General features: G+C 67.2%; 4 protein-coding genes and 1 pseudogene. 3 read left to right on the top strand and 2 right to left on the bottom strand.

Annotated elements, in window-relative coordinates; translation table 11 throughout:
- Window positions 1-200 (bottom strand): RICIN domain-containing protein (locus tag AB0J08_RS41065; RefSeq protein ID WP_360645150.1); only part of this gene is annotated, 200 nt, incomplete at its 3' end.
- A 583-nt stretch (window positions 201-783) separates the two neighbouring features.
- On the opposite strand from AB0J08_RS41065, the pseudogene AB0J08_RS41060 reads away from it, so the two are divergent.
- The 3 genes and pseudogenes from AB0J08_RS41060 to AB0J08_RS41050 all read left to right on the top strand — a co-directional run.
- A pseudogene (locus tag AB0J08_RS41060) lies at window positions 784-976 on the top strand (DDE-type integrase/transposase/recombinase); the annotation flags it as partial.
- A 478-nt stretch (window positions 977-1454) separates the two neighbouring features.
- Window positions 1455-1838, top strand: coding sequence for a hypothetical protein (locus tag AB0J08_RS41055; RefSeq protein WP_360645144.1), 384 nt, complete (start codon window positions 1455-1457; stop codon window positions 1836-1838).
- Between the two features lie 447 nt (window positions 1839-2285).
- The gene (locus AB0J08_RS41050; protein ID WP_360645147.1) at window positions 2286-3689 is read left to right on the top strand and encodes a glycoside hydrolase family 43 protein; all 1404 of its coding nucleotides are present in this window, start codon (window positions 2286-2288) and stop codon (window positions 3687-3689) included.
- A gap of 37 nt (window positions 3690-3726) precedes the next feature.
- Here the strand turns inward: AB0J08_RS41050 and AB0J08_RS41045 are convergent, their stop codons facing one another.
- Complete coding sequence (locus AB0J08_RS41045; protein WP_360645141.1) at window positions 3727-4341, bottom strand: pentapeptide repeat-containing protein; 615 nt, start codon at window positions 4339-4341, stop codon at window positions 3727-3729.
- Window positions 4342-4437: the final 96 nt, after the last annotated feature.

Genomic DNA, 4437 nt, shown 5'->3' with positions numbered 1-4437 from the left:
TCCACGAACTGGAACTGCTGGTTGGTGGCGTTGGTGCGGGTCCACTGGACGACGTTGGCGCCGTCGGCGGTGGAGGAGTTGTAGACGTCGAGGGCTTTGCCGCTGTTGTGGTTCACCAGTACGTACCAGGCGGTGGTGTCCACCGTGGCGGCCGACGCCGGCGTCGTGGCCACCGTGAGCAACCCGCCCACGATCGCCAGGGCTGCCGCGGCGGCCGCCCCCGGCCGCCACCGACGACGCCACCTCGCGGCGCGCGCTAACCAAACCGACATAGCGTCTTCCTTCCACCATTGGGATCAACGACATGAGACGGGCCGCATCGGCGGGGACGCCGGCGACACCCGCGCACGGACAACCGCCCGAGAAGTGTCGTGTTAGCGTTAACATTTCCGAGGATGAGCCGTGCAGGAATATGTGTAGGTGTTGAGTAGCCAGCCGGCGGTGCGGCTGAACGCACCACGTGTCACCTGAGTGTCCCTCAGCACGTGCAGAGTTAGCCAGAGTTCTGTTGTTAGCGCTAACAATTTGAAGGCCGAGCATCCGACGTGTTGCAGGGAGAAAACCATGGGACATGAGAGGCCGTCAAGCACCGTGCCGCAACCTGTCTGTTACTGAGGCGTCATCAGAATCCCGTTCTGTCAGAGTTGTTGACGGGAACGACGTGAGCGCTCACACTCTCCGGCGCGGACGGCAAGTTGGCTTGACTCTGTCGGTGATCTTGATAGTCGCGGTCAAGTAATGCGCCGCACCTCCCTGACTACCTCGGCGAGTTGCCCAACCCCGGTCGGCAACAAGCTCCGCTCCCACGGCGCGGCCCACCGTGAGGTCATGCCCTCGATGGAACATCGCTCGCGCAAGGGCCTGAACAACTGGGAGGAGAACAAGTCACCAGCCCGCCAGACAGCGCGAACGCGCTATGAAAGGCTTCCGCTCCGTGGATGGGGCACAGCGGTTCCTGTCCGCCTTCAGCGGCATGTCACCCCACTTCCGACCCCGCCGCCCTCTGATGCCCGCACACGACTACCGAGCCGAGATGACCGTCCGCTTCGCCATCTGGGAACACATCACCGGCGTCGCCGCCCTCGCCGCCACGGCCTGAGCACAGGCTGGCTCCCGAGCCCACCCTGCCCCGACGCGCCGTCAGGCAGTCGTCGGCCAACCAAGCCGCTCACTCAACTGCCGATATCCGTAAGTGGGTTGGGTCTCCAAGGAGAGAGAGCTGAGCTGCTCGTCAACGCGAGCGGGCCCGGACCCCTTCACCGCAGTGAGCTGATTTCATCTTGAAGTTGCAGGTCACGGGGCTGGCGCGGGGTGGGGCTGGGGTGCTCGTGCTGGCGGGGGCGCGATCGGTAGCAGGCGATCGTCTGGCGTGCGGCCGGTTCGCCGGAATCGTGTCGTAGGGCGGGCCGGCCACGCAGGCTCCGGCAAGCGAGAGCCGTTGCGGGGAGGGACTGTTGCTGGCGGATGTGCTGGTGTGGGTGATGCAGCGGCGGGTGGTGCTGGCTGATCGCGCTGAGCGGCTGCGCAAGGAACTCCCCGAGGTCGATGCCGAGGTGGCCCGACTGGAGGCCGCGGAGGTGGTGTTCGGGCAGTTCGTTGACGCCGAGCGGTCCGGGAAGGCCGACGCCCCGGCCATGGCCGAGGAGTTCGAGCGGGTCACGACCTCACCGGGAGCGGGCGGCCTGCTGCTGGTCCCGCACCGCGAGGACGGCATGGACCAGGGCGCGTTGCCCTCGGACTACCAGGCGATCATGAAGATCATGGCCGCGGCGGACAGTCGGCCAGAACCGGCCGTAACACACGGGCCCCCGACGGGAGTTGGGGATTCTATGCGATAGAAGACCAGCCCCGCCGAGGGCCCCGACGGCCTTGTCTGCCAGTCCCGCCTGTACCTGTCCACCGCCACCGTGGACCTGGTCCCCGGCCTGATCCGCTTCCGCTGGCGCAAGCTCCCGCCCGGGAAGATCGCCCTGATCGTCCTCGCGGTCCTGCGCCACGACCAGCGGCTCTCCGACATGGCCGGCGGCAACGACCTCTCCGCGTCCACCGTGCGCCGTTGGGTGATCGAGGTGATCGACCTGCTCGCCACGCGGGCCCCGCGTCTGGACCGCGCCCTGAAGAGAATCGCTCGGAAGGGTGGCGTCGTCGTACTCCTGGACGGCACCCTCGTATCACGATCGGGTAACGGCGTGTCAGGTCTCTTGTCCGCCGAATTGTTAGCGTTAACACTCTCCCGACGGCGACCGAGCCGTTCCACCCGTGCCCGTACGCCCCAGGGAGTCCAGATGAGCGCAGCACCCCACCCGGCGCAGCCGTCGCGTCGCACCATTCTCGGCCTGGCCGCCGCCACTCCCTTGGCGATGACCGGGGTGCTGAGCCTCGGCGCGGGCACCGCCCACGCGGCCGATGCGGCGTACGTGATGTGCTACTTCACCGAGTCGAACGACCTCGGCGCGGGCACCGACTACGGCCTCCACCTCGCGGTCAGCCGCGACGCGCTGGAGTGGACGCCGCTGAACCAGAACAATCCCGTCGCGATACCCACGGCGGGCGCCCTCGGCCTGCGCGACCCGTTCATCCTGCGCAAGCAGGACGGCACCTTCGTCGTGCTCGCCACCGATCTCAAGGGCACCGACTGGAACTACAACAGCCAGTACATCCACGTCTGGGACTCGGTCGACCTGCGCACCTTCACCGGCTACCGGCGCCTCAAGCTGCACGACATGGCCACCCACAGCTGGGCGCCCGAGTCGTTCTGGGACGCGGGCCGCGGCCAGTACGCGGTCCTCTACTCGGCGGTCAACGCCAGCGGTCACAACGTGATCATGGTGAACTACACCAGCGACTTCGTCACGGCCTCCGCCCCGCAGGTCTTCTTCGACCCCGGCTACGACGCCATCGACGCCAACATGACCGTCGGCGTGGGCGGCGTCAACTACATGTACTTCAAGAACAACGGGCAGGGGAGGCTGCTCGGTACCAAGTCCACGTCGCTCACCCCCGGCAGCTTCACCGTCTTCGGCACCCCCACCGACCACGGCGGCACCGAGGCCCCGACCATCGTGAAGTCGCTGACCTCGAACACCTGGTACATGTGGGGCGACACCTACACCCCCAACGGCGTCTTCTACGCCTGGCAGACCTCCGACCTCGCGGCCGGCACCTGGACCGCCCTCGACCAGAAGACCTACACCCAGCCTCTCAACTCCAAGCACTGCGGCATCACGACCATCACCGCCGCCGAGTACGACAACCTGCTCGCCAAGTGGGGCGCACCGGACTGGAACCGGCTCAAGTCCTACAACTTCCCGGACCGTTACGTCCGCCACGCCGACAACGTCGGCCGCATCGACCCGTACCCGTTCAACCCGTACACCGACTCGTTGTGGAAGCTGGTCCCGGGCCTCGCCGACAGCTCCGCCGTGTCCTTCCAGTCCGTCAACAACCCCACCCGCTACCTGCGGCACTACAGCTACGAGCTGCGACTCGACGTCAACGACGGCACCCCGACCTTCGCGGCGGACGCGACCTTCCACCGCACGGCCGGCCTGGCGGACTCCACCTGGTCCTCCTTCCGCTCGCACAACTTCCCGACCCGCTACCTCCGGCACTCCAACTACGTCCTGCGCATCGACCCGATCTCGACGGCCACCGAACGGCAGGACGCGACCTTCCGCGTCGGCTACTGACCGGCGCGCCCTGCGCCGTCCGGCCGACGGACCGCGTTCAGCCCCGGGTGTGACGGAACGGCGGGACGGGGCCACCCGTCCCGCCGTTCCGCGTTTGCGGCCATGCGCCTGCGGTCGCCCACGGTCCGCAACGGATCTGGCTCGGACGCGGCGGTGCCGCCGTTACGGCCGAACGATCTGAACCAATCAGGTTCGCGCCGCGTAGGTCTGCACCGTGCAGATCGGCGCTGTGCAGGTCGACCTCGAACAGGTCCATACCGCTGAAATCAATGTGATCCAGTGAGGTGCCCTGGTCGCGCTGGTGGTCGCGGTGCGCCAGCACGCTAAGGGCCGTGAGCAGGTCGAGGTCAGGCTGACGCGGAGTGACCCCCTCGGCCGATTTCGTGGTGTTGGCGAACCGGACGGCACCGGCCTTGTGGCGGATGAAGCCGCACAGGACCTCGACGATCGGTGATTGGTCCGACGGCGAGTCGTGCATGACGCGCTCCAGTGCGTACACCCCGCCCAGGCGGATCTCGAGGCCGGTGCTGTCGAGCTGCTCGACGGCCTTACCGAACCGGTCGGTCACCTGGCCCTGCCGAGCGACGTCGAGCTGGCTGTTGGTGGAGACCACGGACAAGGCATTGAAGAGCAGCGCGCCGACGGCCGCCACAACTGAGGTGTCCCCTGGAGTGTGGACACAGGGGTTTCATGCCGCGAGGGAGAGTTTAGCCGGGGCGTGGTGCCGCTGTTCGAACTCGATGGGTGG

Origin of the sequence: Kitasatospora sp. NPDC050463 (assembly GCF_040655255.1) — a bacterium.
GTDB lineage: Bacteria > Actinomycetota > Actinomycetes > Streptomycetales > Streptomycetaceae > Kitasatospora.
Note: the sequence above shows the minus strand (reverse complement) of the source record. Positions and strands in the feature narration are given on the sequence as shown.